At 65.8% G+C, this 26,256-nt stretch carries 28 protein-coding genes and 2 pseudogenes; 13 read left to right on the top strand and 17 right to left on the bottom strand.

Annotation, left to right across the window (positions count from 1 at the left end):
• Window positions 1-28 precede the first annotated feature (28 nt).
• Both A5707_RS19210 and A5707_RS19215 read left to right on the top strand, forming a co-directional pair.
• Window positions 29-862 carry a lysophospholipid acyltransferase family protein gene (locus A5707_RS19210; RefSeq protein WP_065016034.1) on the top strand — a complete coding sequence of 278 codons (834 nt, stop codon included), beginning with the start codon at window positions 29-31 and terminating at the stop codon, window positions 860-862.
• Window positions 862-1,299, top strand: a complete 438-nt coding sequence (locus A5707_RS19215) for an SRPBCC family protein (RefSeq protein ID WP_065016035.1) — start codon at window positions 862-864, stop codon at window positions 1,297-1,299. The genes A5707_RS19210 and A5707_RS19215 overlap by 1 nt, the downstream gene beginning before the upstream one ends.
• Here the strand turns inward: A5707_RS19215 and A5707_RS19220 are convergent.
• Together A5707_RS19220 and A5707_RS19225 are read right to left on the bottom strand one after the other, a co-directional pair.
• The gene (locus tag A5707_RS19220) at window positions 1,296-1,739 is read right to left on the bottom strand and encodes a nuclear transport factor 2 family protein (RefSeq protein WP_065016036.1); all 444 of its coding nucleotides are present in this window, start codon (window positions 1,737-1,739) and stop codon (window positions 1,296-1,298) included. The genes A5707_RS19215 and A5707_RS19220 overlap by 4 nt on opposite strands.
• A complete protein-coding gene (locus A5707_RS19225; RefSeq protein ID WP_082969561.1) occupies window positions 1,729-3,510 on the bottom strand; it encodes an N-acyl-D-amino-acid deacylase family protein in 1,782 nt (593 codons plus the stop codon). Before A5707_RS19225 ends, A5707_RS19220 begins: the two co-directional genes overlap by 11 nt.
• A 303-nt stretch (window positions 3,511-3,813) precedes the next feature.
• On the opposite strand from A5707_RS19225, the gene A5707_RS19230 reads away from it, so the two are divergent.
• Window positions 3,814-5,577: a CocE/NonD family hydrolase gene (locus tag A5707_RS19230; protein ID WP_065016068.1), complete on the top strand. Its 1,764-nt coding sequence runs from the start codon at window positions 3,814-3,816 to the stop codon at window positions 5,575-5,577.
• Window positions 5,578-5,588: 11 nt separating this feature from the next.
• Window positions 5,589-6,461, top strand: a complete 873-nt coding sequence (locus tag A5707_RS19235) for an acyl-CoA thioesterase (protein ID WP_065016069.1) — start codon at window positions 5,589-5,591, stop codon at window positions 6,459-6,461.
• A 6-nt stretch (window positions 6,462-6,467) separates the two neighbouring features.
• Here A5707_RS19235 and A5707_RS19240 read toward each other — a convergent pair whose 3' ends face one another.
• The 4 genes and pseudogenes from A5707_RS19240 to A5707_RS19255 all read right to left on the bottom strand — a co-directional run bounded on the left by A5707_RS19240 (window position 6,468) and on the right by A5707_RS19255 (window position 9,583).
• Complete coding sequence (locus A5707_RS19240; RefSeq protein WP_065016038.1) at window positions 6,468-7,784, bottom strand: cytochrome P450; 1,317 nt, start codon at window positions 7,782-7,784, stop codon at window positions 6,468-6,470.
• Window positions 7,781-8,614 carry an SDR family oxidoreductase gene (locus A5707_RS19245; RefSeq protein ID WP_065016039.1) on the bottom strand — a complete coding sequence of 278 codons (834 nt, stop codon included), beginning with the start codon at window positions 8,612-8,614 and terminating at the stop codon, window positions 7,781-7,783. The genes A5707_RS19240 and A5707_RS19245 overlap by 4 nt, the downstream gene beginning before the upstream one ends.
• Window positions 8,611-9,121: pseudogene (locus A5707_RS19250) on the bottom strand (SRPBCC family protein). The gene A5707_RS19245 and the pseudogene A5707_RS19250 overlap by 4 nt, the downstream one beginning before the upstream one ends.
• A 33-nt stretch (window positions 9,122-9,154) precedes the next feature.
• Window positions 9,155-9,583, bottom strand: a complete 429-nt coding sequence (locus A5707_RS19255; RefSeq protein WP_065016041.1) for a DUF6188 family protein — start codon at window positions 9,581-9,583, stop codon at window positions 9,155-9,157.
• A 314-nt stretch (window positions 9,584-9,897) separates the two neighbouring features.
• Between A5707_RS19255 and A5707_RS19260 the strand changes: the two genes are divergently transcribed.
• Window positions 9,898-10,287, top strand: coding sequence for a hypothetical protein (locus A5707_RS19260; protein WP_065016070.1), 390 nt, complete (start codon window positions 9,898-9,900; stop codon window positions 10,285-10,287).
• A gap of 36 nt (window positions 10,288-10,323) precedes the next feature.
• Window positions 10,324-10,896 (top strand): hypothetical protein, encoded by a 573-nt coding sequence (locus A5707_RS19265; RefSeq protein ID WP_197495377.1) that lies wholly within the window; start codon window positions 10,324-10,326, stop codon window positions 10,894-10,896.
• A gap of 24 nt (window positions 10,897-10,920) precedes the next feature.
• Here the strand turns inward: A5707_RS19265 and A5707_RS19270 are convergent, their stop codons facing one another.
• The gene (locus A5707_RS19270) at window positions 10,921-11,895 is read right to left on the bottom strand and encodes an esterase family protein (RefSeq protein WP_065016042.1); all 975 of its coding nucleotides are present in this window, start codon (window positions 11,893-11,895) and stop codon (window positions 10,921-10,923) included.
• A gap of 375 nt (window positions 11,896-12,270) precedes the next feature.
• Here A5707_RS19270 and A5707_RS19275 point away from each other — a divergent pair, with 375 nt between their 5' ends.
• Complete coding sequence (locus tag A5707_RS19275) at window positions 12,271-13,476, top strand: DUF7159 family protein (RefSeq protein ID WP_065016043.1); 1,206 nt, start codon at window positions 12,271-12,273, stop codon at window positions 13,474-13,476.
• 4 nt (window positions 13,477-13,480) lie between these two features.
• On the opposite strand, the gene A5707_RS19280 is transcribed toward A5707_RS19275, so the two are convergent.
• Genes A5707_RS19280 through A5707_RS19295 form a run of 4 tightly spaced genes read right to left on the bottom strand, consistent with a single transcriptional unit; the run spans window position 13,481 to window position 17,257 of the window.
• A complete protein-coding gene (locus tag A5707_RS19280; protein ID WP_065016044.1) occupies window positions 13,481-14,353 on the bottom strand; it encodes an LLM class F420-dependent oxidoreductase in 873 nt (290 codons plus the stop codon).
• Between the two features lie 8 nt (window positions 14,354-14,361).
• Entirely contained in the window at window positions 14,362-14,922 is a 561-nt protein-coding gene (locus tag A5707_RS19285) for a YceI family protein (RefSeq protein ID WP_065016045.1), read from the bottom strand.
• Between the two features lie 25 nt (window positions 14,923-14,947).
• Window positions 14,948-15,961, bottom strand: coding sequence for an alcohol dehydrogenase catalytic domain-containing protein (locus A5707_RS19290; RefSeq protein ID WP_065016046.1), 1,014 nt, complete (start codon window positions 15,959-15,961; stop codon window positions 14,948-14,950).
• An 18-nt stretch (window positions 15,962-15,979) separates the two neighbouring features.
• Window positions 15,980-17,257: a cytochrome P450 gene (locus A5707_RS19295; protein WP_232000769.1), complete on the bottom strand. Its 1,278-nt coding sequence runs from the start codon at window positions 17,255-17,257 to the stop codon at window positions 15,980-15,982.
• Between the two features lie 206 nt (window positions 17,258-17,463).
• On the opposite strand from A5707_RS19295, the gene A5707_RS19300 reads away from it, so the two are divergent.
• Together A5707_RS19300 and A5707_RS19305 are read left to right on the top strand one after the other, a co-directional pair.
• Window positions 17,464-17,913 (top strand): hypothetical protein, encoded by a 450-nt coding sequence (locus A5707_RS19300; protein WP_065016047.1) that lies wholly within the window; start codon window positions 17,464-17,466, stop codon window positions 17,911-17,913.
• A 27-nt stretch (window positions 17,914-17,940) separates the two neighbouring features.
• Entirely contained in the window at window positions 17,941-18,159 is a 219-nt protein-coding gene (locus A5707_RS19305) for a hypothetical protein (RefSeq protein ID WP_065016048.1), read from the top strand.
• 14 nt (window positions 18,160-18,173) lie between these two features.
• Here the strand turns inward: A5707_RS19305 and A5707_RS19310 are convergent, their stop codons facing one another.
• Window positions 18,174-19,304 (bottom strand): nitronate monooxygenase, encoded by a 1,131-nt coding sequence (locus A5707_RS19310; protein WP_065016049.1) that lies wholly within the window; start codon window positions 19,302-19,304, stop codon window positions 18,174-18,176.
• Between the two features lie 120 nt (window positions 19,305-19,424).
• Between A5707_RS19310 and A5707_RS19315 the strand changes: the two genes are divergently transcribed.
• Together A5707_RS19315 and A5707_RS19320 are read left to right on the top strand one after the other, a co-directional pair.
• Window positions 19,425-20,507: a diacylglycerol kinase gene (locus A5707_RS19315; protein WP_065016050.1), complete on the top strand. Its 1,083-nt coding sequence runs from the start codon at window positions 19,425-19,427 to the stop codon at window positions 20,505-20,507.
• A 6-nt stretch (window positions 20,508-20,513) separates the two neighbouring features.
• The gene (locus tag A5707_RS19320; protein WP_065016051.1) at window positions 20,514-21,251 is read left to right on the top strand and encodes a glucose 1-dehydrogenase; all 738 of its coding nucleotides are present in this window, start codon (window positions 20,514-20,516) and stop codon (window positions 21,249-21,251) included.
• A 15-nt stretch (window positions 21,252-21,266) separates the two neighbouring features.
• Here the strand turns inward: A5707_RS19320 and A5707_RS19325 are convergent, their stop codons facing one another.
• Genes A5707_RS19325 through dtd form a run of 4 tightly spaced genes read right to left on the bottom strand, consistent with a single transcriptional unit; the run spans window position 21,267 to window position 24,432 of the window.
• The gene (locus A5707_RS19325) at window positions 21,267-22,160 is read right to left on the bottom strand and encodes a class I SAM-dependent methyltransferase (RefSeq protein WP_065016052.1); all 894 of its coding nucleotides are present in this window, start codon (window positions 22,158-22,160) and stop codon (window positions 21,267-21,269) included.
• Complete coding sequence (locus tag A5707_RS19330) at window positions 22,144-23,010, bottom strand: MEDS domain-containing protein (RefSeq protein ID WP_065016053.1); 867 nt, start codon at window positions 23,008-23,010, stop codon at window positions 22,144-22,146. Before A5707_RS19330 ends, A5707_RS19325 begins: the two co-directional genes overlap by 17 nt.
• Window positions 23,010-23,942 carry a sensor histidine kinase gene (locus A5707_RS19335; protein ID WP_065016054.1) on the bottom strand — a complete coding sequence of 311 codons (933 nt, stop codon included), beginning with the start codon at window positions 23,940-23,942 and terminating at the stop codon, window positions 23,010-23,012. Before A5707_RS19335 ends, A5707_RS19330 begins: the two co-directional genes overlap by 1 nt.
• Window positions 23,943-24,000: 58 nt before the next feature.
• Entirely contained in the window at window positions 24,001-24,432 is a 432-nt protein-coding gene (gene dtd, locus A5707_RS19340) for a D-aminoacyl-tRNA deacylase (protein WP_065016055.1), read from the bottom strand.
• 41 nt (window positions 24,433-24,473) lie between these two features.
• Here dtd and A5707_RS19345 point away from each other — a divergent pair, with 41 nt between their 5' ends.
• Complete coding sequence (locus A5707_RS19345) at window positions 24,474-24,782, top strand: MTH1187 family thiamine-binding protein (protein ID WP_065016056.1); 309 nt, start codon at window positions 24,474-24,476, stop codon at window positions 24,780-24,782.
• A gap of 20 nt (window positions 24,783-24,802) precedes the next feature.
• Here A5707_RS19345 and A5707_RS23505 read toward each other — a convergent pair.
• A pseudogene (locus A5707_RS23505) lies at window positions 24,803-24,958 on the bottom strand (macro domain-containing protein); the annotation flags it as partial.
• An 11-nt stretch (window positions 24,959-24,969) separates the two neighbouring features.
• On the opposite strand from A5707_RS23505, the gene A5707_RS19350 reads away from it, so the two are divergent.
• The gene (locus A5707_RS19350; protein WP_065016073.1) at window positions 24,970-26,244 is read left to right on the top strand and encodes a competence/damage-inducible protein A; all 1,275 of its coding nucleotides are present in this window, start codon (window positions 24,970-24,972) and stop codon (window positions 26,242-26,244) included.
• Window positions 26,245-26,256: the final 12 nt, after the last annotated feature.

Genomic DNA, 26,256 nt, shown 5'->3' on the forward strand with positions numbered 1-26,256 from the left:
AATCGCCGACCCGGGGTATAGACCCGACGTGGCCGGCCTCGGTGATGTGCTGGAGTGGGCCCGCACGCAAGTGGCGTCGCGGGTGCCCAAGGCCGACCTCGACCAGCGCGATCCCGACTACATCCGCGACCAGCTGCCAGGCACGTGGCTGCTGGCGTCGCTGTACTTCCGCGCCGACGTGCGCGGCCTGGATCGGATTCCCGCCGAGGGGCCGGTGCTGCTGGTCGGCAATCACAGCGGCGGCAACGTGCCACCCGACACGTTCGTGTTCACGCTGGCATTCTGCTCCTACTTCGGGGTCGAGCGGCCGTTTTACCAGCTGGCGCACAACCTCGTCGTCTCCGCACCGCCGCTGGGCTGGCTGCGCAAGTTCGGCACCGTCGCCGCTAACCACGAAAATGCCCGGTTGGCACTGGAATCCGGTGCGGCGCTGCTGGTGTATCCCGGCGGCGACTACGAAGTGTTCCGGCCGTCCTGGGAGCGGCACACCGTCGACTTCGGTGGTCGCATGGGCTATGTGCGGCTGGCCCGCGAGGCCGGTGTGCCGATCGTTCCCGTCGCCAGTGTCGGCGGCCAGGAGACCGCGTTGTTCCTCAACCGCGGGCAGTGGCTGGCCAAGCTGTTGATGGCGGATAAGTTGCTGCGGCTCAAGAGCATCCCGATATCGCTCGCACTGCCGTGGGGGCTGAATATCAGCGATCTCGCCGGCCATCTTCCGCTGCCGGCAAAGATCACGGTCGAGGTGCAGGAGCCCATCGACGTCGACGGCGACGACCAGGCGGTGCACGACAAGGTGATGGCCAGTTTGCAGGGCGGCGTCGACCGACTGGCCGCCGAGCGTCGATTCCCGGTGATCGGCTGATGCGCGTCGAACGCCGATGTGTGATCGACGCCGACCGCGGCGCGGTGTGGAAATTCGTCAGCGATCCGGACTGCTACCCGTCGTTTATGACCAGTCTGGAGCGCTGGGAAAACGCGAACGAGCAGCCCGCGGGTATCGGGGCCCGCTACACCGTGCACTGGAAGATCGGCTCGGTGCCCGTCGGTGGGCTGGTCGAGGTGGTTGAGTTCGACGAGGCCCGGGACTTGGCGTGGGTCAGCATCACCGGCGGCGTCAACCAGCGTGGCCGGATCCGGCTGCGCGACGCGGGGGAGGGCCGGACGAAGGCGACGTTTCGGCTGTCCTACCAGGTGCCCGGCGGAATCCTGGGCTACATCGCCGATCGCGTCGCCGTACGCCAGGTCGGCCGCACCCTGGCCGCAACCCTGAAACGGCTCAAAGGACTCGTCGAGTCCTAGATCAGGCCCGTCGCGTCGAAGATCCACGACGTGTCGGTCCCGGCCAGGTCCTCCATCCAGGTGGCCGGCGCCTGGCTGACCATCGAGCCCATGTCCCAATAGTCCTTCCACAGCGTGACTTTGCCGTCGTGGACCTGATGCACGCTGACGAACTTGAGCAGTGCCGTCTCGCCGCTGTGCCAGCGCCACGTCTCGGAGTGTTCGTACATCACGTCGGCGCCGTTAGACACCAGCACACCGTCGTGATTCTCGTAGTGCGCCAGCGCCTCCAGGCCGACCTTGAGACGCTTGACGATGTCGTCGGGACCGCGCGCGGCCGCCGTCGGCCCCACCGGCATGTCGACATAGATGCAGTCGTCCGACAGAAACGTCTTGATGCAATCCCAGTCCCGCTGTGACAGCGCCTGCCACAGCTTCAGTACTGCCTCGTCAACCGACATGGGCCAGTTCACCTTTCACAGCAGAAGCGGCGGTCTGGGCACGCAGGAAGCGGCCGGTGCGCTGCACGCCGAGCACCTCGGTCGGCGCACCGTCGAGGAATACCGCCCGCCCGCCCACAAAGACGGCGTTGACCGTGTCGTCGTTGCGATTGACCATCCGCGACATCTGGCCGAACTGGTCGACGACGTCCTCGGCGTACTCGTCGAGCGACGCGCCGAGGTGCTCGGGATCCACCACGACCAGATCGGCACGGTCACCCTCGCGCAGATGACCGGCATCGAGGTGGAACCAGTCGGCGAGTTCCCCGGTGAGCCGGTGCACGGCATGCTCGATCGTGGTGAACGGCCGGCCGGCCTTCTCGGCGTCGTGGACATGGCGCAACAGGCGAAGCCCAGAGTTGTAGAAGGCCATATTGCGCAGGTGCGCACCGGCATCGGAAAAGCCCATCTGCACGCCGGGTTCACGAGCCAGCTTTTTCAGCACCGCAGGCCGATGGTTGGAGATCGTGGTCCGCCACCGCAGCGCGGTGCCGTATTCGAGCACCAGATCCAGGAATGCGTCGACGGGATGCAGCCCGCCGCGCTCGAGACCGACTTGCCCGAACGACTTTCCGACCACCGAGGCGTCCGGACACCCGACAATCTCGGCATCGAAGAAGTCGCGCTGCCATACCCGCACCGCGAACTTGCTCTCGTAGTCTTTGCGGAAGCGGCGGCGATAGGTTTCGTCACGCATCAACGCGTTGCGCTCCAACTCGTCGCGGAGATGCAAAGCCGCTGCGCCGGCGCCGAATTCCTCGAAGACCACCAGGTCGATGCCGTCCGCGTACACCTCGAACGGAACCGGCAGATGCTGCCAGCGGAAATCGGCCCCGAACCGGTTCACCAGCCGCGCCAGCGGGCCCAGGACATGGATCGCGAACGGGTTGGCCTTGACGTCGGCGGCAGAGAGCAGACTGGTCTTGAGCGGCTTGCGGAACAGGCCCAGCGACTGAGCGACCTGCGAGCCGAGATTGAGCGGGTTGGTGATATCGGGCCCGGATTGAAAGACCCGGCCGCTGCGGCGCAGCAACGACTTCAGCCGGCGTAGTTCCCGTGGCTTGGCGTAGGTGGACGGCAAGGTGCGGGAGCGGCACGTGTCGCCGTCGAGTTTGTCGAACAGCAGTTGCTGCGACGACATCCCGACAAAACCGGCCGCCAGCGCCTCCGTCAGCATCTGCTCCATGCGCGCCAGCTGAGCCTTAGTGGGCCGCACGCCCTTACGGGTAGCGCGGTCGAGACCCATTGTGGCGGCACGCATATCGGAGTGCCCGAGGAACGCGGCCACATTGGGCCCCAGCGGCCGCGACTCCAGCGCAGACACATACTCTTCGCAGCTGCGCCACGTCTTGTGCTTGTCGACGGCTGCGATGACATGCTCGCGCGGAATGGCCTCCACGCGGCCGAACAGGTCGCCGGCATTCACCCCGTCGACGTGGATGGTCGACAGCGAGCAGGAGCCGACGAACACCGTCGTGACGCCGTGCCGAAGCGATTCGGCCAGCGAGGGCCCGTCGAGCACCTCGACGTCGTAATGGGTGTGGATGTCGAGCAGACCGGGCAGCACCCATTTACCGGTGGCGTCAATCACCTGCGGGCACCCGGCGGGATCGAGATCTGCTGCGGTGACAGCGCTGACGCGCCCGTCGCGGATACCGATGTTCCTGATCGCCGACGGACCGCCGGTGCCGTCGAACCAGCGCCCGTTGCGGATGATTGCGTCATACGTCACAGCGGTGAATATAACGGCGTTGTTAGACAGGTGTCCAGCGTGGCCGACGCCCGGCGACGGGGCCGCACACCGATTGCCTAGAGTCTGAGCAGTCGACGATGCGGGAGGGAAGTCATGGCCAGAAGGACAGGACTGCGGGTGGCGCGTCGCGCCGGGTTAGCGCTGGCGGCCGTCGGGGTGACAGCCGCGGCCGGCCGAGCGGTCGCGGTCCGCGCCCGCGACACCAGCCCGTCGCCGTACTCGACCTGGGAACCGGGGCCCGCCGTCTACAAGGTCGGGGTGCGCCACAACGTCGAGGTTCCGATGAGCGACGGCGTCGTGCTGCGCGCCGACATTCATTACCCCGTGGACCCGGAGACCGGGCAACCCGCGGCCGGGCCCTTCCCGGTGCTGCTGTCGGTCACGCCCTACGGCAAGAAGGCGCCGCCGCCGGCCGCCCAGATCGGCGGTGGCGCAACGCCCTACCTGATCAAGCGCGGTTACATCGAGGTGATGGTCGACGTTCGCGGAACCGGGGCATCGGGCGGTTCCTTCGAGATGCTCGCCGCCGAACAGAGACAGGACGGGGTGGATCTGGTCGACTGGGCGGCGACGCTGCCCAACTCCAACGGTCGCGTCGGGATGTTCGGCATCTCCTACCTGGCGATCAACCAGCTGTTCACCGCCGCTGCCGTCGGGCCGGATTCGCCGCTGAAGGCGATTTTCCCGGTGATGGCGGCACACGACTTCTATCGCGATGCAGCGGCGATGGGCGGGGTGCCGCATTTGCGGACCATCCGGGCGTACGGGGCGATCTACTCGCTGCTCAACGTCGTCAATCCGACGCTGGAGCTGCTCGCTCGCGGTGGGCATCCGCGCCCGCGGGCCGGCGGGCTCACTGCCGTACGACAGCGTGGGCGCGACCAGCGCCGCTACTTCGGGCCGCTCGTCGCCGATGCCATGAGCGGCGGTGACGTGGCTTACGACGAACCATTCTGGGACACGCTGCGCCCCGGTGACGTTCTTGCCGACATCGCCGCCAACGGGGTGGCGGTCTTCCTGGTCGGCGGGTGGCACGACGCGTTCCAGCGAGGGGAGCCGCTCAACTACGCCGGGCTGCAGAATGCCTTCGCCGGGCGACCCAACGGCGCGCCGATGGAACCGGATCAACCGCTGTCCGAGCGGTTCCAGCTGATGATGGGCCCCTGGTATCACGTGTCGAACTTCGGCGGACTGCATCTCAATGCCCTGCAGCTACGCTGGTTCGACCATTGGCTCAAAGACGAACGCGCCGCAGCGGTTTCGGGGTCACCGTTCACCTTTCAAGCCATCGGAAGCTCACAGTGGTTCCACGCCCGCGACTATCCCGTCGCCGAGGCGGAACCCACCCGGTTCTACTTGTCGCCGGACGGCCACCTGACCCGCGAAGCCGGCCAGGAGGAATGCGCGGTCACCCTCAACTACAAGTCGCGGGGGCCGATGGCCGGTCGGAGCATGGAGCAATGGAGCTTGGGCATGAACAGCTTCATGGCCACCCAGCGCGGCGCGCGGATCCGCTACGACCTCGACAATCGGCGGCTACAGCGCGGAGCACTGACCTACACGACCGAGCCGTTCACATCGCCCGCGCTGGTCGTCGGACCGATCACGCTCACCCTGCACGCGGCGGCCAACACTACCGAGACGCTGTGGGTGGCCCACCTCGACGACGTCGCGCCCGACGGCGCCAGCCGGCCACTAACGCAGGGTGCGTTGCTCGGCTCGCATCGCGCGCTCGACCCGGAGCGCACCTGGTATCTGCCCGATGGCACGGTGCTGCGACCGCACCATTTCAGCACCCGCGCCGCCAGTCAGCCCGTGGTTCCCGGCGAGGTGACCCGCTATGACGTCGAGATCTTTCCCACTGCGGCACTGATCGCCCCCGACCATCAATTGCGCCTCACGTTGACCACCTATGACTTTCCGAACCTGGTTCCCACCAAGCCCGCACGAAAAGCGTTGGCGGGCGGCAGCTACCAGGTGCACCAAGGCGGCCCCACCCCATCGCACATCCTGATCCCGCTGGCCGACCCAGACACGCTGACGTGACCATGCCGTCGATGTCGACCCTGACGCTGGCCCAGGTGCTCGACACGCTCGACCTCAAGCAGGTCAATGAATGCTTGTTCGTCGGAACCCAGCTCGAAGAAATCGGCGATCACATCGTCGGCGGCCACATTGCTGCACAGGCGCTGATGGCGGCCAGCCAAACCGTGTCCGCTCGTGCCCCGCACAGCATGCACGTGTACTTCCTGCGACGCGGCGACGCCCGACACCCGGTGGAGTTCGAGGTGACGACACTGCACGACGGGGGCACCTTCTCCGCCCGCCGAGTCACTGCGCGGCAATTCGGCGCAGTACTGCTGGAGGGCACCGCTTCGTTCAGCGTTCCCGTCGACAACCACGTCTATCAACAGCCGCAACCGGATGCGCCCGACCCCGAAACGCTTGCACCGCTGGCAGATCAGCTCAACGCCTACGCCGACGAGTTCGACGGCTGGTGGGTCCGGCAGCAGCCCGTCGAGCTGCGCTACGTGGACGCCCCGGCCAGACTTGCGTTCGACCTCGCCGACGCCCCGTCGACGCGAACGCGAATCTGGTGGCGCCCCAACGGAATCCCACCTACCGAGCCACTGCTCGCAACGTGCCTGGTGGTGTATGTCTCGGGCCGGACACTACTCGAACCGGCAATGATCGCCCGGCGCACGACACCGCTGGGACCGGGAATCTCTGCGTTGATCGATCACGCAGTGTGGTTTCACCAGCCTCCCGACCTGTCGGATTGGCTGCTCTACGACCAGCATTCACCCAGTGGTATCGGCGGCCGGGCGCTGGCCAGCGGCGCCATGTTCAACCGCGGCGGACAGCTGGTCTGCACCACGACCTTGGAAGGGTATTTCGGCCGCAGGCCGCCCGGCGCCGCCGAACGGTAGCGAATTTCAGCGGGCGGCCATCGTCCGCGATGGACCCAAGGTCACCGGCAGCTTCGACCACCCGCGCAGCACCCGGGTGTCCCGGCGACTGCCCGCACCGGCCGACCGCACCTCGGGGAAGCGGTCGAAGAAGGCCCGCAGGCCCACCTCCCCTTCCGTACGGGCCAACGCCGCGCCCAGGCAAAAGTGCCGACCGCCGGAGAACGCCACATGTCTGCCGGCGTTGGCACGGTGGATGTCGAAGCGGTTCGGGTCGGCGAACACGGCGGGGTCGCGGTTGGCGGCGCCGAGATAGATCAGCACCATGTCGTCGCGCTTGACGGACGTGCCCGCTATTTCGGTGTCGCGCAACGCCACCCGTACCGTGAGCTGAACCGGCGAGTCCAGCCGCAGGATCTCCTCGACGGCGTTGGACCACAGTTGCGGTTGCGCCCTGAGCGTGCGCAGTTGCTCGGGGGCGTCCAGCAGCATCCGGATTCCGTTGCCCAACAAGTTCACTGTGGTTTCGAAGCCTGCCGCCAACACCAGCCCGGCAAGTGCTTGCAGCTCCGTTTCATCCAAGCGCTCGCCGGGCGAACCGTTTTCGGAGGCCACGATCAACTGGCTAAGCAAGTCGTCGCCGGGTTCGCGTCGCAACTGACGCAGGTGCTCGCCGAGCCAGAGGTTGAAACCCGCGATGCCGTGTTGCACGCGGCAGTATTGCCGCCATGACACACCGATGTCCAAACTGGGCGCAGCGAGTTCGCCGAACTCCAGGACACGGCCGCGGTCTCGCTCGGGTACGCCAAGGATGTCGCTGATGATCGCCACCGGAAGCTGCGAGCAGTACCCGTCGACGATGTCGACGACGCCCGGCTGCTCGGCAAGGCGGTCCAATAATCCCGTCGCCGTCTGCTCGACGCGGTCCCGCAACGCCGCCACCGCCTTGGGCGTGAACACCGACGACACCGTCTTGCGGTAGCGGGTGTGCTCCGGCGGTTCGACCGCCAGCAACGAGGGCGGTCGCAACGGGTGGAGGAGATCGTCGCGGACCCGGCTCTCCAGCCATTGCACCGGCCGGGGCAGGTTCCCGCCGAGCGATACCACGCGGAAGTCGTCGGACCGCAGCACTTCGTGGGCCGCCGCATGGCCGATGGCCAGATACCCGAGGCGGCAGCGCACCATCGGCCCCTGCGGCCGCAACTCGTCGTAGAAGGGCACTGGGTCCGCCTTGACTGCGGGGTCTGCGACCAGCCGGCCCTGCGGGTCACCGCGCCGAGCGCCCAGCGATGCGAGGCCCCGGACGTATCCGTGCAAGGCAAGCCAATGCAGGTGTTGCTTCAACCCAGCCCCTCGTCGGGCAGGAGCGCCGGCAACGACTTGACGATGCGGTCGCGCACCATTTCTGGACTGATCCCTTTGATCCGGTCGACCAACCGGATGCTCTTGGGCACATACCAGTGCAGTCGGGTCGGGTGATGGTAGGCCTGCCACGCCGCCTCGGCCACGCTGCTGGCCGGCATCAACCGCATCATGCCCCGCTTCGGGGCAGCGGCCCTGATGTCTTCGGCCGTGCGGGTCGACGTGCCGCTTTGAGAGTGTTCGGGTGTGTTGGTGAGGATTGCGGTGTCGATCATGCCCGGCAGCACGTCCGCCACCCGCACGTCATGGCGCCGCCATTCCACACTCAACGCTTCTGTGAGCCCTTTGATGGCATGCTTGGTCGCCGAATAGACCGCCAGGCGGGGCATTCCGTAGGTGCCGGCCGATGACGAGGTGGAGAACATCAGGCTGCCCGGCGCCTTCTTGAGATAGGGCAGTGCGCCGTAGGCGCCGGTGAGCACCGCTTTGAAGTTGACATCCACCACGCGCATCGCGGCCTCGTAGGGGACGTCCTCGAACCAGCCGGATTCGCCAATCCCGGCGTTGTTCCACATCATGTCCAGCCCGTCGTGCTCCCCGCAGAAGTCGGCCAGGGCGGCGTCCAGAGCAGGCTTGTCGGTCACGTCGACCGTGCGTGTCCACAACCGCTGGCTGGCGAGCTCTTCGGCCAGCTCGGCAAGGCCGTCGCCATTGCGATCGACTGCGGCTACCCGCCAGCCGTTTGCGTGGAAGAGCTTTGCGCCCTCGCGGCCCATTCCACTGCCGGCGCCGGTGATGAAGATGGATTTCATGCTTCGGCTACCTCTTTGATGCGGTGCAGGGTCTTCGTCATGTCGCGAATATTGCGGCGTTGCCGCAGAAATCCGCCGAACACCCAGTAATACAGACTGGTCAGCGGCGACGAGGCGAGCCGAAATGACTCCGTCACGTCAGTGCCGTCGGCCGCGGGGGTCAGCCGATAGTGCCAATTGTTCACCGCTCTATCTCCAATGAGCACGTCGAAGCCGAATTCCCGGCCGGGCTCGCAGGAGGTGACCTGACACGTGGTCCAGTAAACCGGGCCGATTTCGTTGCGTTTGACGTGACCGCGAAACCGCGCGCCCAGCGCGGGCCCGGAGGCGCCATCGAGCCACTCCGCTTCAAATGTCTCGGGGGAGAACCGACCGGTGTTACGGATGTCCGCAATCAGATCCCAGATCTTCTCCGCCGGTGCTGCCATATGTACTGTCGCCGACCCTTGCATGTCGCTGATCCAAGCATGTCCACGCGCGGACGGTGTAGGGAAGAGGGACATTCATCGGCCGGACAGGCCACGGTGTTATTGGGCGACGCTAGTTCGTATCGCCGTTTTCCGGCATGTCGTGGCGTACCACGCGCACGTGGCCGTGAGCCAGGCATGCGGCGTACCCGTGATATTTGCCGTACAACTCCCACGCCGTCACGTCGTCGTGGGGCGGTACGTCGATCTGATGTCCGTCGGAAAATTCCAGGTGCAAATCTCCGCTGTCGTCCCAAATCACTTCGGTGCATGTCGACCCGGAGAAATCAAACAACGGCCGCTCTTGCAGCGCCGGATCGATCGGATCGATGGAAACCACTTCGGCGGGTGCGCTGGCCGTGGCCGGCAGGGTCAGGCGTATCGGCGCCGAGATGACGAGTTCATTGTCATCGTCGAAGTTCAACACGAGACCGTCGCGGAACGTGATCCGCTGTACCGCACAGCCCTGGATCCAGTGCTCGATCAATTTCTGGTCGGTCATGTATTTACTCTGGCCGCTATAAGGCACCTGCACAAGAGCCGAAATCGACAAATGGTGCTATAGGGATCGCGCAGAATGGATTGTTATGCCGCCGTTGGCGATACGGCGCCAATATCTCTGGCGCCGTGACCCTTGTATCGCCGCAGCAGACGCGCTAGCGTTTCGACGTCCTCCGCCACGATCAACGCGGAGTGATCATCATCGACACGGAGATCAGTGAGGTCCCGCATAACATGAATCGGTTCAAGTCTGAGGCCGCGCTGGATGATGGTGAGGCGCCTGTCATTGTCAGCCTGGTCGAAGCGGCAATGCAGATGTTCACCGCATCGATCGAAGCCCTGCCGGACGCCAGCGATCCGGAGTTCTCCGGGCGTGCCACGGTGATACTCGCCGGGCTGCGCAAGTTGCAAACGGCGCTGACCGAAGCGGCATCTCGGGGCAGGGCGACACCGTCGGTCATCGTGGCGCTCAGCGGGGTCCGAACCCAATACGACGAGCTGATGGAAATGGCCGCCGAATCACCCGGCGCGACATTGGGTCAGCAACTGTACGTCACCCGCCGACGTGCCAAACTCTCCGCGCAGGAAACCGCCAACGGCGCCGGCCTGCGGGCAGACCTTCTCGACGCCATCGAGGCCGACGAGACGCCGACCGACGACGAGGCCGCCCGGATCAAGGAGCTCATCGCCGCACTCGGCGGCTAGCCAGGCTGGCACTATGGACCCGAGTTAGCCTGATGCGTGGGCATCGACGGCGGCAACGGGCTTCGCTCGCCGGCCGTTCGGGTGCTGGCTGGGGCCGCCTTGTCGGTGTCGCTGGTGCTGGGCGGCGCATTTCTGGCCATCGACAAACTGCATTCGTCGACCGATGAGATCCTCGGACACCCCGTCCATCCGAGCACCGATGAGCAATCCAAGGCCGAAGTCGTGCAGCAGGCAAAACATCTGGTTGCAATCGCCGGACTACGGGAGGCGACCGCCGGCTACCTGCTGATGTCCTGTAAGGACCGCGAGAGCCCGCCGTACCAAGGCGCGGTATACCTGAACTTCACCGTGCCCGGCGATGTGCGAACCGACACGTACTTCGACAAGATCGCGACGGCGATGGTGGCTCGCGGATGGCAGGAAGGGTTGGCCTCCAACCGCTACTTGTTCGGCAAGACGCTTCACCAAGACGGCGTCACCGCGATCCTGTATCGCGACGACGACAACCCGAGCCTGGGAATCGCGCGGCTCTACGGCCAATGCCGCAACATGACCGACCACCGCAACGACACCACGGCGTGGATCGACGTCACCGACCAGATCCGTTAAAGCCGGCTGTCGCTTGCTGCGGGACTAGGCGGCGCCCAAGCTGCTCTGCAGATCGGGCTTCATTGCCTGCAGCTGAGCACCCCAGTACTCCCAGCTGTGGGTGCCGTAGGCCGGGAAGTTGAACACGGCGTTGTGGCCACCTGCGGCGTTGTAAGCCTCTTCGAACTTCTTGTTGCCGCCGATCATGAAATTGCTCTCGAGGAACGTGGCCGGCAGGTTGGCGCCGCCCAGTTCGTTGGGCGTCCCGTTGCCGCAGTACACCCAGAGCCGAGTGTTGTTGGCGACGAGTTGGCCGACGTTGACCGTGGGGTCGTTGCGTACCCATGCCGGGTCGTTGTCCGGCCCCCACATGTCTTCCTTCTTGTAGCCGCCGGCATCGCCCATCGCCAAGCCGATCCAGCTTTGACCGGTGGAGGGGCTGAGGTAGCCGGACAGCGAACCGGCGTAGATGAACTGGCCAGGGTGGTAGATCGCCAGGTTCATCGCCGATGCACCCGCCATGGAGATCCCCACCGCAGCGCTGCCGGTCGACTTGACCGACTGGTTGGAAGCCAGGTAGCCGGGCAGCTCGCTGGTCAGGAAGGTCTCCCATTTGTAGGTCGAGCAGCCCGCCTTGCCACACGCCGGGTTGTACCAGTCGGTGTAGAAGCTGGACTGCCCACCGACGGGCATCACGACCGACAAGCCGGACTGGTAGTACCACTCAAAGGCTGGAGTGTTGATGTCCCAGCCGTTGTAGTCGTCTTGGGCACGCAAGCCGTCGAGCAGATAGACCGCCGGGGAGTTGGCGCCGCCGCTTTGGAACTGGACCTTGATGTCGCGTCCCATCGCGGCCGACGGCACCTGCAGGTACTCGACCGGCAGACCGGGCCGGGAGAACGCTCCCGCGGTCGCGGCTCCACCCGCAAGGCCGACCAGGCCTGGCAGTGCGGCGGCCCCGATCGCGGCGATCGTCAATCGCCGCACCCAGCCGCGCATCCGTTTGCTCACGTCTGTCATACCTGTGCCCCTTGTCGTAAGCCGTCGTGCGCCCGTGGCAGAACTTACCTCCTGGTAGTCCATATGTCGATGAGAGCGCAAACGTGTCTCAAATTTGTATCGGCCACTACCACCTGCTCGGCGCCGGTGATCGCGACCGCATCGACACCCGTGGCTACCCAAATCCATCGCAGACCACACCACGGCGTCGATACCCACCCGGCGGCCGTGCCGGCGGCCGCGTAGGCTCACCCGAGGTACGCCGACGAACAGCCACCGCCCCCGGTCCGTTCGGCGCTGCGAACCACCGCACCACAGCATGGCGACTTTTGGGTGCGCGCGACGGCGTCATCTCGGCTTGGGGCCACGGGTAAGCGGCATGATTGAGGTGCGGATTTGGAGACGGTACTAGGGCTGTCGCTGACGTCGACCGCCGTCGGCTGGGTACTTGTCGACGGTCGGGACGCTGACGGCACCATCCTGGACCACGACGGTTTCGACGTGCATACCGGCGGCGGGACGCGGGCGGCCGACCTCGCGGAGCGGGTGAGTGCCGCGGTGTCGGAAGTGGTGTCGGCAGCGACCGAATGGGACCGCCGGCTGCACGTGCTCGGCGTGACATGGAGCGACGACGCCTCGGCCGAGGCCGCGGTGCTGCTGGAGGCGTTGACCGACGCCGGTTTCGACAATGTGGTACCGATCCGGTCGGTGCAGGCCGCCGAGATGCTGGCGCAGGGCATCGCACCCGTCGTCGGCTATCAGAAGGCCGCGGTGTGCCTGGTGGACGGCGAGTCGACCACCGTGGTGATGGTCGACGCCGGCGACGGCCGAGCGCAGACCGCCGTCAAACACCTCGACGGCGGTGCGGACCGGCTGGCCCGGTGGCTGACCACGATGTTCGAGCGGAGCACCTGGCAGCCCGACGGCGTGATCGTCGTCGGCGCCGATCACGTCGTCGATGCACTGTCTTGGCAACTCGACGAGGCGCTGCCGGTACCGGTGTTCACCCAAAGCGGGGTGGCGCCGGCCCTGGCCCGGGGTGCCGCGCTGGCAGCGGCTGACGCCACGCAATTCGCCGACTCGCCGATCCCCGAGCCGATCGACACACCCACCCCGCGGCCGGTGCGGTCACGCCCGCCGGCCTACGCCGGGGCGTTGACCATGCTGGTCGCCGGCGCGGCGACGTTCGTGGCGTCGGTGTCGCTGGCGATCGGCCCCCGCCTGCTTCCCGACCGGCCAACCGAACCGGTCCGGCAAGCCGTACACAAGGCAGCACCGGCCCCCGTCGCGCAAGCACCTGCGCCACCGCCCGCGAGGGTCGAGGCGCCGCCGGTGCACGCAGCGCCCGAGCCCGCGCCGCCGGAAGAACCCGTCGTTGTCGCGGCACCCGTCGAACCCCAAAACGGCTTCACCGCAGAGCCGTCAACCGACCTGCCCGTCGCAGCCGCGGCTCCGCCACCGCCACCGGAGCCGCTGCCTCCTCCGCCGCCTCCCGAACCGAATCCACATCCGCTTCTGACCAGGGTGCTCGAGCGCCTGCACGGCCACCACGACGATGCTCCGCCGGACGAGCCCGCGCCGGCACCGATCCCGTCTCCGTAAAGGGCTAGGGCGCCACTGCTTTGGCAGCTTGCGCCGCAGTCGTCAGCGCGGCCAAGTGGTCGTCCACCGATGCCAGCCCGGCGCCCATCGTATTGATGGACACGTGTGAGGCGCCGACGTCGGCCCAACTGCGCAGTGCGGCAACGAATTCGTCGGGATCGTCATTCCAGGAGACGCGGCCCTCCATCGCGATTGCGGCCGGGTCACGGCCGGCCTCGATCGCCGCGTCGCGTACCGCCTGCAAAGCCTGGTCGAGTTTTGGCCCGGGCCCGACCATCGGGAACCAACCGTCGGCGAGGCGTCCGGCGCGCCGGCAGGCGCGGGCCGAGGATGCGCCGAACCACACCGGGATCGGCCGTTGTATCGGCAGCGGCGCCAACCCGGCTCCGGTGACCCGGTGATAGGTGCCGCGATAGGTGACGGTCTCTTCGGTCCACAGTCTGCGCATCAACTCCACCTGCTCCTCGGAGCGTTTGCCGCGGGTGGAGAAGTCCTGGCCCAGCGCCTCGTATTCCACCGCGTTCCAGCCCAGGCCGACGCCGAGCCGCAACCGGCCACCGCTGAGCAGGTCGACCTCCGCGGCCTGTTTGGCCACCAGCACGGTCTGCCGCTGCGGCAGGATCACGATGCCGGTCACCAGCTCGAGCGTGGTAGTGACCGCCGCGAGGTAGCCGAAGGTCACCAACGGTTCATGGAAGGTGCTGTGCAGGTCGTAAGGCCCGTTCCAGCCCTGATGGATTTTCGGGTCGGCGCCCACCACGTGGTCGTAGGCAAGCAGATGGGCAAATCCGAGTCCTTCGACATGCTCGGCATAGGCGCGGACCGCACCGGCGTCCGCGCCGATCTCGGTCTGGGGGAACACCACTCCAATCCGCATGGCGGCTCCTATTCGTTGGGCTTCTTCTTGGCGTGCTGCGCGGTGAACGACACGGTCACCTCGTCGGCGACTTTCAACGAACCCATCAGCAGTGAGTACGGCTTGACGCCGAAATCTGATTGGCGAACGGTGGTATTACTGGTCATTCGCCACGAATCGCCGAGATCGGCTGTGCACAGGTCGATTACCTGCTCGCGCGTCTTGCCGTGGATCTGCAGTTCTCCGCGCAACCGGTAGCCGGCGTCGCTTTTCTCGATTGCCTCGGCGGTGAAGCGGATGTCGGGAAATCGCTCGGCGTGCAACGACTTCAACGCATTCGAGCGCACCAGCGTCTTCTCCGGCCCGGACAACGGTGTGACGCCTCCTTCGCCGTGCAGTACCTCGAGCGATGTCACGTCGACCACGATTTCCGCCGCTACCGGTTCGCTGTCGGTCCAGCTGACGGTGGCCTGCCAGTGCCGCATCGCGATAGTGAGACGATGACCCATTTTCGCCGCCCGGCCGGTGACTCCGGTGTGGACCAGCAATTCTCCGTCGGCGGCGGTCAGGGTCCACGTTTCGGCGGTCACACCTCACCGTATCGGCCGGGTGCGGTCAGGTGGTGAGCACCATGCGGTAACGCGGCCGGCCCTGCTCCATGGCGGCGTACGCGTCAGCGGCTTCGGCAAGCGGTCGTTCCTCGATCCATGCCCGCACGCCGGACAGCACCGCAAAGGCCATGGTTTCCTCGACGTCGCGCGCGGTGCCCGACGGGTGGCCGGTAACGCTGAGGGCCGGCATGATCAGCTGGGCCGGGCTGATCGGCAACGGTTCGGCGGTGACGCCGATCGTGATCAGTTCACCGCGAGGGAGTAAGCCGCCCACTGTGTCGGCCATGGCCTGTGAGTTTCCTGCTGTGGCAAGGACTACCGAGACGCCGCCGAGCGCGCGGAGAGCTTCGGCGACGTCGTTTTTGGTGGAGTCGATGTAGTGATGCGCGCCCAGTTTGCGAGCATCCTCGGCCTTGTCGGTGCCCCGCGCAACCGCAATGGTCTCGAAACCCATCGCTCGACAGAACTGAACGCCCAGATGTCCGAGGCCGCCGACGCCGAGAACGGCAACGCGATCGCCGGGCAGGGCCTTGGTGTGCCGAAGCGCGTTGTAGGTGGTGACGCCGGCACACCCCATCGGGGCGGCTTCGGCGAAGGAAAGCTCGGCCGGTATCCGGGCCAACGCACTCGCCGGCACCGTCACCGTCTCCGCGTAGCCACCGGGATAATGCCAGCTGGGCACCTTGCCGTTCTCGCAATGAATGAAGATGCCTTGCCGGCAAGGGACGCAGTGGTTGCAGTTTCCGCCGAACCAGCCGACTGCGACGCGATCACCCACGGCGAACCCGACGACTCCGTCGCCGAGTTCGCTGATGGTTCCGGCTATTTCATGGCCCGGCGTCAGCGGCCACGACATGTCGGGAAAGCCGCCGTTGACGAACGCCCGATCGGTGCCGCACACGCCGCACGCCGACACCGCAATGCGTACTTCGCCGCGGCCCGGCGGAATGGTCTCGGCGTCGACTAACTCCAGAGGACCGCCAACGGTATTCACGTGGACTGCGCGATGTGTCGCCATGCGTTATATATACCAGAATCAGTGCGCGACAGGGCATTTCGCGGCGGCATTGCTGTGATAGTCGACTTGCCAGTGCTTGATGCCGTTGAGCCAGCCCGACCGCAGCCGCTCGGGTATGCCCGCGGATTCCAGATCGGGCATCTGGTCGGCGATCGCATTGAACATCAGGTCGATCGTCATCCGGGCCAGGTTGGCACCGATGCAGTAGTGGGCGCCGGTGCCGCCGAATCCGACGTGCGGGTTGGGGTTACGCAGGATGTCGAAGGTGAACGGGTCATCGAACACGTCCTCGTCGAAATTGGCGGAGCGATAGAACATCACCACCCGCTGATCCTTTTTGATCTGCACACCGGACAGTTCGTAGTCCTCCAGCGCGGTGCGCTGGAACGACGTGACGGGAGTGGCCCACCGGACGATCTCGTCGGCAGCGGTCACCGGGCGTTCCCGCTTGAACAGCTCCCACTGATCCGGATGGTCGGCGAAGGCCATCATGCCCTGGGTGATGGAGTTTCTGGTGGTTTCGTTACCGGCGACTGCCAGCAGGATGACGAAAAACCCGAACTCGTCCTCGGAGAGTTTGTGGCCGTCGACGTCGGCCTGGATCAGCGTGGTGACCAGGTCCTGCCCGGGATTCTTCGCCTTTTCGGCGGCCATCTGCATGCCGTACATGATCAATTCCACCGACGCGGTGATGGCGTCGTTGGAGGCGAACTCCGGATCCTGGTCGCCCACCATCTGATTCGACCAGTGGAACAGCTTCTTGCGGTCTTCCTGCGGCACGCCCATCAGCCCGGCGATGGCCTGCAGCGGCAGTTCACAGGAGACCTGTTCGACGAAGTCGCCGGAGCCCTGTGCGGCCGCCGCCTCGACGATGCGTTGCGCACGCTCGTTGAGGTCTTCGCGCAGGCGTTCCACCGCTCGCGGCGTGAAGGCCCGCGAGATGATCTTTCGCAGCCGGGTGTGCTGAGGCGCGTCCATGTTGAGCAACACGAACTTGCCGCGTTCGACCTGCTCGCCGACCGTGCCGTCCTTATACCGCGGCAACGCGGTCTTCTTCAGGCTGGAGAACACGTCGCTGCGCAGCGAGATCTCTTTGACATCCTTGTGCTTGGTGACGACCCAGAAGCCGCCGTCGTCGAAGCCGCCCTTGCCCAGCGGCTGCTCGTTCCACCAAATCGGTGCGACGCGGCGCATTTCGGCTAACTCGTCGACCGGCAACCGCTCGGCGTAAATGTCTGGATCGGTGAAATCGAACCCGGGTGGCAGATTCGGAGTGTGCTTGTGAAGAGAAGGCACCATGCACTCCTTGAATACGACCTGATACAACCTGATACGAGCGCGTCTGGCTCAGTAAAGCATCGCAACCGCGGAGATGGAACGTCTTCTCGCCGGATTGCCGGTCTCAAATTGCAACGTGTTCTCGCCATCGGCGGGGGCAATCGGCCTTGTGGCCCGAGGTTGTGTCGTTATGATTTGGTCCAAACCGGGACCCGAGGTGGATCATGAATCGTCAACTGTTCCTCGCTGCTGTTATCAGCGGTACCGCGATCAGCATGGCTCCGACCGCCGCCGCCGACCCGCCACACTACGACGGCGACGTGCCGGGCATGAGCTACGACGCATCGATGGGTGCGCCCTGCGACAACTATGAGCGCTTCATCTTCGGCCGCGGCCCCAATGGCCAAGTCGAGGCGTGCCACTTCATCACCCACCAGTTTCCGGCCGCCCAGACCGGATATTGGGTGATTTCCTACCCGTTGCACGGAGTCCAAGAGGTCGGCGCGCCGTGCGCTAACCCGCGGGGGTCGGCGGCCCAGTCACCCGATGGGTATCCGATGATGTGCACCGAACATGGTTGGCAGATCGGCCAGCTGACCAACGGCGGCTTCCCGCTCCAAAGCGGAGGATTCCCGTCAGACACAAGTATCACCAGCGATAACCCGAACCCATAACGCCGATCCAGAGCACAGGAGATATCGATGGCCTTTAACCCGAAAGACGCGCTGACCGCCGCAAGGGACATCACCACCAACGCCGTCGAGCGGGTTTCCGACATCGTCGACAACGCCGGCGACATCATCCGCGGCGATATCGCCGGCGGCACCGGCGATATCGTCCACAATTCGCTGGATATCGCGACTTACGCCGTCGGCCGAACCAAAGAGGTGTTCACCGGTCCGCGCGTCGACGACGAGTAACGCGCTGCCGGCGCTCAGGCGCCAGCGGCGGCGTTGAGTTCGTCGAGACGGTTGGTGGCCTCCAGGTACTCCTGCACCCAGCGCTCGATGACCGTCGCTGTTTTCTCCACCTTGGTGAACTGGCCGACGACTTGACCGACCGGGTTGAACGCGACGTCGACCGACTCGTTGGGGTAGCGGTTGGTGGCCCGTACGGCCATGCCGGACACCATGTACTGCAACGGCATACCGAGCGGCTTCGGGTTGTCCGGCGCCTCCCATGCCTCGGTCCAGTCGTTGCGCAGCATGCGGGCCGGCTTGCCGGTGAATGAGCGGCTACGGACGGTGTCGCGGCTGCCGGCCTTGACGTAGGCCTGCTGCTGCACCGGGGTGTTCGAGGATTCCTCGACCATCAGCCATTGCGATCCGGTCCACGCACCCTGCGCGCCGAGCGCCAACGCCGCCGCGATCTGCTCGCCACTGCCGATGCCACCCGCGGCCAGCACCGGAACCGGGGCGACCTCCTTGACGACCTGCGGCCACAGCACGATCGAGCCCACCTCGCCGCAGTGTCCGCCGGCCTCGCCGCCCTGGGCGATGATGATGTCGACACCCGCGTCGGCGTGCTTGCGGGCCTGCGACGGCGAGCCGCACAGCGCGGCCACCTTCAGTCCGGCGTCGTGGATGTGCTTGATCATGTCGGCCGGCGGGGTGCCGAGCGCGTTGGCGATCATCTTCACTTTGGGGTGCTTGAGCGCAACCTCGACCTGGGGCGTGGCCGTCGCCTCAGTCCAACCGAGAAGCTGCAGGCTGTCGCCGTCGCTGTCCTCGATCGGCACGCCGTGATCGGCCAGGATCTTCTTTCCGAAGTCAAGGTGCTCCTGGGGCACCATCTTGCGCAGGGTGTCGGCCAGCTCCTCCGCCGACAGGTGCGAATCCATGCCTTCGTATTTGTTCGGGATCACGATGTCGACCCCGTAGGGGTGGTCGCCGATGTTCTCGTCGATCCACTTGAGTTCGATCTCGAGCTGCTCCGGGGTGAAGCCGACCGCACCGAGCACCCCGAAACCGCCGGCTTTGCTCACGGCGACGACGACATCGCGGCAGTGCGTAAAGGCGAAGATCGGGAACTCGATGCCGAGCTCGTCGCAGATGGGAGTGTGCATGCCTGCTCCTCGGGGGACGGTAGGCGAACTGGAACGTGTTCTAGTTTAGTACGGATTACGTCGGCAGCCACTACGCGGTACGGTTTCGCCCGGCGAGACCCCATCGTTTCGGGAGGCAACATGGCAATCCGCGTCGCTCACATCGGCACCGGAAACGTTGGTCGTTTGGCACTGCGCCAACTCGTCACCGACCCCCGGTTCGAGCTGACCGCCGTGTGGGTCTCATCGGATGCCAAAGTCGGCAAGGACGCCGGGGAGTTGGCCGGACTTGACGTCGCCACCGGCATCACCGCCGTCAACGACTTGGACGCGTTGTTGGCCACCGAGCCGGACTGCGCGGTCTACTGCGCGATGGGTGACGACCGCCTGGTAGAGGCGATCGGTGACGTCCGGCGTCTGCTGGCCGCCGGCGTCAACGTCGTCGGCTCCGCACCGGGTCTGCTGCAGTACCCGTGGCAGGTGATGCCCGACAAATACATCGCGCGGATGGAAGACACTGCACGACAGGCTAATTCGAGCTTGTTCATCACCGGGATCGATCCAGGCTTCGCCAACGACCTGATCCCGCTGGCGCTCACCGCCACCTGTCAGCAGGTCGAACAGGTGCGCTGCATGGAGTTGGCCGACTACGCCACCTACGACGGCAGCACGGTGATGTTCGACGTGATGGGTTTCGGCAAACCGTTCGACGAGCCGGCGATCCTGCTGCAGCCGGGCATGTTGGGTATGGCGTGGGGGACGGCCATCCAGCAGTTGGCGGCCGGGCTGGGCATCGAGGTCGACGACATCACCGAAAGCTACGAACGCGAGCCCGCACCGGAGGCCTTCGACATCGCGGTCGGCCATGTGCCCGAAGGCAGCGTCGCGGCGATGCGCTTCGAGATCAGCGGGATGGTCAACGGCCGGCCCGTGATCGTCATCGAGCACGTCACCCGATTGCGTGACGACCTGCGCCCCGACTGGCCGCGGCCAGCACAGCCCGGCGGTTCATATCGCGTCGAGATCATCGGTGAGCCGTCCTACGCCGTGGACATCTGCCCATCCAGCCGCAGGGGAGACCACAACCACGCCGCGATTGTGGCCGCCGCGGGCCGGATCGTGAATGCCATCCCGGCGGTCGTGGCCGCCGATCCGGGCATCCGCACGACGTTGGACCTGCCGCTGATCACCGGAAAAGGCCTCTATGCCGCTGGGGTAGCCTGACCCGTCATGGGACGCGTAGACGGAAAAGTTGCACTGATCAGCGGCGGCGCCCGCGGCATGGGCGCTGCCCACGCCCGGATGCTCGTCGACGAGGGCGCCAAAGTGGTGATCGGCGACATCCTCGACGACGAGGGCAAGGCGCTTGCCGATGAGATCGGGGAGGCTGCCCGTTACGTGCACCTCGACGTCACCGAACTCGAGCAATGGGAGGCGGCCGCTGCCACCGCGGTGCAGGATTTCGGCACGCTGAACGTCCTTGTCAACAACGCCGGCATCGTCGCGCTGGGCCAGATCCACAAGTTCGATATGGCCAAGTGGCAGAAGGTCATCGACGTCAACCTGACCGGCACGTTCCTGGGCATGCGGGTGGCTGTCGAGCCGATGATCGCCGCCGGCGGTGGCTCGATCATCAACGTCTCGTCGATCGAGGGCCTACGCGGAGCTCAAATGGTCCATCCCTACGTCGCCTCCAAGTGGGCGGTGCGCGGGCTGACCAAATCCGCGGCACTGGAGCTGGCGCCCAATAACATCCGGGTCAACTCGATTCACCCGGGCTTTATCCGCACCCCGATGACCAAGCACTTTCCCGACAATATGCTCACCATTCCGCTGGGCCGCCCCGCCGCGTCGAGTGAGGTGTCGACGTTTGTGCTGTTTCTGGCCAGCGACGAGTCGTCATACTCCACCGGCAGCGAATACGTCATGGACGGCGGCCTGATCCTCGACGTTCCGCACAAGCTCTGACGAACTCGAGGGCGCTCAGCGCGTCGCTGCGATATACCGGGAGCCCATGATGCGGTCGATCTGCGTGTCGACGTCGGGCGGGGTACGCCCGTAACCAGCTTGCAGCTCCGGGTTGGTGCGAACTGGTTCGACCGTCCACCCATGATCGGCGAGCCACTGCGCTGGATCGCTCTTGTCCGCGTCGTCGTAGGTCAGCGTGGAAAAGTCCACATCGCCCGACCTGTTGAGTCCCGGATAGGTCGCTTCCAAGGCAGCGAGCCGGTTTTGGTCCAACCGTGACCCGAGCGCACCGATCGCGATCCGACTGCCCGCTGCCGAGAGTTGATCGATACGGGTGAACAGCGCGTCCTGCGCCTCCCCGGTCAGGTATGGCAGCACCCCCTCGACCGACCAGGCCGTGCGCTGTTGCGGATCAAAACCGGCTGCACGCAACGGCATCGACCAGTCTTCACGCAAATCTGCCGCCACCGCTGTGCGGCGGGCGGTGGGTTGGGCTGCGTGGTCAGCGAGAACACCGGCTTTGAATTCGAGGACTTGACGCCGATCGAGCTCGAACACGGTTGTCCCGCTGGGCCATTCGAGGCGATATGCCCGGGAATCCAGACCGGCCGCGACGATTACCGCTTGCCGTATGCCGTCACCGGTAGCGCTGACGAAGAATTCGTCGAAGTACCGGGTCTGCACGCCGTACAGGCGCGGAAACGCCGTCGCGCCCTCCGACGTTTCGGGGTCGGCCAGCAATCCCGTCAGATACGGGTCGCCTGACGCGTTGATGAAATGCTTCGCGTAGTCGTCGCGCGCCAACGGTTCTCGGTCGGCGGCGTGCAACGCGCGCCACCCGGCCACCAGCAGAGCGGTGTAACCCACACTGGTGACGATGTCCCACTCGTCGTCATCGGAGCGGGTCATCGCGAGCAGTCACCTGCACATGGGTGAGGTCGAGCAGGTCGACGAGCCGACTGATGGTGGGTTGGTTCGTCGACAGGATCACGTTGCGGTTGTGCTGTCGGGCTCGGCTTTCCAGCAGACACAACTGCTGATGGCTGATGAACTGCAACTCGTCGGCGCCAATTCGCATGCTATGACCGGGCACCAGCGGCCAGATACGCTGCAGCGTGGTGTCGAACAAGTCGTTGGTTTGGGCGTCGATCTCACCGGCCAGCGTGAAGTCCGTGGCCGTATCAGGGTCGGCGTAGAGCTGGAACATCACCGACCCTGCGTTGACGAATGGGTGCAGGCACATCAATTCGTCTGCCGCGGAACCGAGCTCACGGGCGTTGTAGGCGCACATCGCCGAGAACGGCAGCACCGCCATCTGCTGGTCGACGAGATACTCCAGCCGGGCCAGCCCGTCACGCTGCACTTGGGTGCGTGCCACCGACGTGACATCGGATACCGCCCGGAATCCGCTGTAGCCGTTGGCGATTGCTTGGCGGGCGGTGGTGAGATATTTAGCCACCGCCGCATCGCTGTCGATGACGTCGGTGCCGGGGCAGAAGGTGTAGTAGTCGTCCGACGGAATCGCCTCGATGCGGCCGGAATCGAGATGCTCGGCGATACCCGGAATCGCGGCCAACTCGGAGAGCAGTGCATCGCGCGTACCCTCGCCCGCGTAGGCGATGTATTGGTTGTGTCGCAGCCCGTCAGCGATGTATTCAGCGGCACGATGGAGAAACTGGGCGCGTTCGGTATAGCTCCACGCCAAGTGGCCGAACGGTGCCAATCCAGCGGCGGAGTGCAGCATGGCATGGCCGCGCATCACGCCGCTCCTTTGATACGGAGGTAAGCCTGGATCGTGGTCGCTTCGGTGGTGGTGTGGGTGCGCACCAGATCTGCGACCGCGTTGACCACATAAAGGCCGCGCCCCCGGCTGGTGTCGCGGTCATATGGCCGCCGGCCGGCGAGTGGGTCGTCGAGATGTGTGCTGTCGCGGGCTTCGCAGACCAGATGGCCATCGTTCTGCCAGAGGGCAAGCCGGCAGGCGCCGGCTTGCATCAGGCTCGAGGTGGCCAACTCATTGATGATCAACTGCAGGTCTGCGATTGTCTCGGAAGCCAGACCGAACCACTGGCCGTAGCTGGCTGCGAAGGCACGCGCCCCGCTGAGGTCGGCGAACTGGCGGGCGGTGTACCGGACCGCGGCGTCGTGGCTCGACAGCGGTTGGTTGTAGTGTGCCCACGCTGCATCGGGCGCGAATGTGCTGCTGGCTTGCGCGGCCGATCCGGCCTGCCAAAGCACCGGGTGGGTGGCGCGAGCGTCGGTGACGGCGCGCGATTCCAGGCGCGCGACGTCGTATGGGCAGACCAGCGTGACATCACGGCCGGTGAACGCGTGGTTGATCAACGCCTCGTGTTGTACACATGCCGGATACTCCAGCTCAGATCGGCTGGGCCAGACCGGTTCACCGATCATTCGGACCGGACGATCCGGATGCCTTTCCAGGAAGCCACTCAATAATTCGCCCAAGATCCGGCCGGGATTGCGTCCCGCTTCGGTCATGTCGACCATCGTCACGTGTGCCGCAGCCGGCCCTAAGCCGTCCTGCAGCAGCGTCATATTGGGCTCGGGAACCGCAACCAGCACGGGGTGATCAGCGTCGAGCCCATCTGACACGAACGGCAATAAGCAGTCGCAGTACTCCCCGGCGGTGCGATAAAACAACGCCGGGTGCGTGAAGGCATGGTGATCGATCGGTGCGTTGGCTACGTCAAATCAGGCTACGCTTCACCGCCGACGCCGCAAACAGGCCTCACAATTCGAGCAGTACGGTCACTGGCCCATCGTTGACCAGTTCGACCTGCATGTGGGCTCCGAAAGTCCCGGTCTGCACCGAGGCGCCCAATGTTCGCAGCCGTTCCACGAACGCCGTCATCAGCGGTTCGGCCACAGCGCCCGGGGCGGCGGCGTTCCACGACGGTCGTCGACCCTTCGCGGTGTCGGCATAGAGCGTGAATTGACTGACCACCAGGATCGGTGCGTCGATGTCAGCGGCGGATCGCTCGTCGTCGAGTATGCGGAGTTGCCAAAGCTTTTCGGCAAGCCGCTGTGCGTTGTCGACGCCGTCGTCGTGAGTGACGCCGACGAAGGCGAGCAACCCCTGACGTTCGGGCCGGATCGCGCCCACGACTTGCCGGTCCACCCTCACCGATGCCGAGGAGACCCGCTGCACCAGAACCCGCATGCGGCCGATGCTGCCATGCGCCAGGCTTTAGGCTCGAGTCTGTGTCAGTGCTCGTCGCGTTCTCGGTCACCCCACTAGGCGCCGGCGAAGGCGTCGGTGAGCTGGTCGCTGAAGCGGTGCGAGTAGTGCGCGACTCCGGGTTGCCGAACAAGACCGATGCGATGTTCACCGTGATCGAAGGCGACTCCTGGGATGAGGTGATGGCGGTGGTCCAGCGCGCCGTCGAGGCGGTGAAAGCCCGCGCACCCCGGGTCAGTGTGGTGATCAAAGCGGACTGGCGATCCGGCGCCGCGGATGCGATGACGCGCAAAACCGAATCGGTAGAGCGGTACCTCTCGCCGGAGGCCTAGGCCTGCACCGCCGCGCGGAACGCCTGCTCGGTCGACTCGCGCTGCACCTGCGGTTCGCCGGCACGAGAGATGGCCGCGGCCACGCCGCCGCCGTGGCGCAGTTGGGTATTGGCCGCATTGGCGATTGCGTCGACCTCGAGCTTGGTCACGTCGGCTTGAAGTACCTCAACGTCCACACTTTAAGGTCATACCAGTGAGCGCACGTGCGGGCATTGTCGTCACCGGAACTGAGGTCTTGACCGGGCGGGTACAGGACCGCAACGGCCCGTGGATCGCCGATCGGCTGCTCGAATTGGGTGTCGAACTGGCGCACATCACGATCTGCGGGGACCGGCAGCGCGATATCGAGGCCCAGTTGCGGTTCCTGGCCGATCAAGGCGTGGACCTGATCGTGACCAGCGGGGGGTTGGGTCCGACGGCCGACGATATGACCGTCGCGACGGTGGCCCGGTTCTGCGGGCGTGAGTTGGTGCTGGACGCCGAACTGGAGGGCAAGATCGCCGCGATCCTGAAATCGCTGATGAAGCGGGTCGGCGGCGGGGATTTCGACGCGGTGCGCGCGGCTAACCGCAAGCAGGCGATGATCCCGGCCGGGGCGGTGGTGATGGACCCGGTGGGCACCGCACCCGGCGTCATCGTGCCTGGTGCGCCCACCGTCGTGGTGCTGCCCGGGCCGCCGCGCGAGTTGCAGCCGATGTGGCGGACCGCGGTGAATTTGCCCGCCGTTCAGGAGGCCATCGCCGGGCGGACTGTCTATCACCAGGACACCGTGCGGATGTTCGGGTTACCGGAATCCGGGTTGGCCGAGACGCTGCGCGACGCCGAAGAGGGCCTTCCGGATTTCGGCTCGCTGGAGATCACCACCTGCCTGCGGCGAGGCGAGGTCGAAATGGTGACCCGCTACGAGCCCGACGCCGCCGGCGTGTACGGGCAACTGCTCGAGCTGCTGCGCGAAAAGCATGGGCAGCAAATCTTTTCCGAAGACGGCTCGGGGGTGGACGACCAGGTCGCTCGGCTGCTGGCAGGGCGCCGAATCGCGACGGCGGAGTCATGTACAGCCGGGATGCTCGCGGCACGGCTGACGGATCTGGCCGGTTCGTCGGCCTATGTCGCCGGTGGGGTGGTGGCCTACTCCAACGACGCCAAGACGGAACTGCTGGGCGTGGATTCGGCGCTGATCGACGCGCACGGGGCGGTGTCCGAGCCGGTGGCCGAAGCGATGGCCGCAGGTGCGCTGCGCCGTTTCGGGGCCGACACCGCGGTAGCGATCACCGGGATCGCCGGGCCCGGCGGTGGAACGGAGGACAAGCCGGTCGGCACGGTCTGCTTTACGGTTGCGCTGGCTGACGGCCAGTCGCTGACCCGCACGGTACAGCTGCCGGGCAACCGCGCCGACATTCGCGAGCGCTCGACGACGGTGGCGATGCATCTGCTGCGGGCAGTGCTGAGCGGCGACGGGTGATGATGCACAGCC

The organism is Mycobacterium kyorinense (assembly GCF_001672775.1).
Lineage (GTDB): Bacteria > Actinomycetota > Actinomycetes > Mycobacteriales > Mycobacteriaceae > Mycobacterium > Mycobacterium kyorinense_A.